Origin of the sequence: Streptomyces africanus (assembly GCF_002150735.1) — a bacterium.
In the GTDB taxonomy this organism is placed as follows: domain Bacteria; phylum Actinomycetota; class Actinomycetes; order Streptomycetales; family Streptomycetaceae; genus Streptomyces; species Streptomyces africanus.
Window position 1 is genome coordinate 1 of sequence record NZ_MUKA01000436.1, and the last position, 639, is coordinate 639.

Sequence of the window (639 nt, forward strand, 5' to 3'; positions counted from 1 at the left end):
CCCACACCCTGCGCGACCGCGGCGGTACGGCGGGCCTGCAACTCCTGCGACTTCGGTCCGGGAACCGGGGGGAGGGGGGTGGGCATGCTCCATGTGGGCGTTGTCGAAGAGGCGGCTTGTCCGGGGTGGACATGGCGCTCTTGTGGGCTGGTGCCCACACCCCGGCCGTGTAAGCGGTGAACTCCCCAGGGGAGGGCGTTAGATTGGCTCGCTGATGGTGGACGGAGCGGCTGGTCAGGGGGCAAGGGCGATGGACAGCGACGGGACGCAGGAGGCGCGGGGTACGCATGCGAACCCGGTGCCGCGTCCGGCGGCGGCCGGCGGAGGAGCCGGAGGAGATCCCCACGCGGCAGCTGCTGAGCGGGGCGCTGATCGCCTTCCTGGTGGGATGGCTGATCTGGTCGCTGCTGCAGAACGGCTACCTCGGCAACTGGTGGTGGGTGCCGTTCGATCTGATCGTTCCCGACGCGTGGCGCGGCGCCGACAGTGCCATCGGCGAGACCGGCACGTTCGTGGTGTACCAGGGGTACGAGCTGCTCGTCGCCCTGGCGATCATGGTCGGGGTGGCTCGGCTCGGCCGCTGGGGGGAGGTCTGGCGCCGCTTCGTCGTCCCCCGCTTCCGCCGGCCGGAGTCCCAGG

The 639-nt window shown here is 71.4% G+C and carries 1 pseudogene (only partly in view); it reads left to right on the forward strand.

The annotated features are described in order from the left end of the window. Window positions 1–250 precede the first annotated feature (250 nt). Window positions 251–639 (forward strand): annotated as a pseudogene (locus tag CCL05_RS39055) (ATP-binding protein) (its annotated part continues 183 nt past the right edge of the window); the annotation flags it as partial.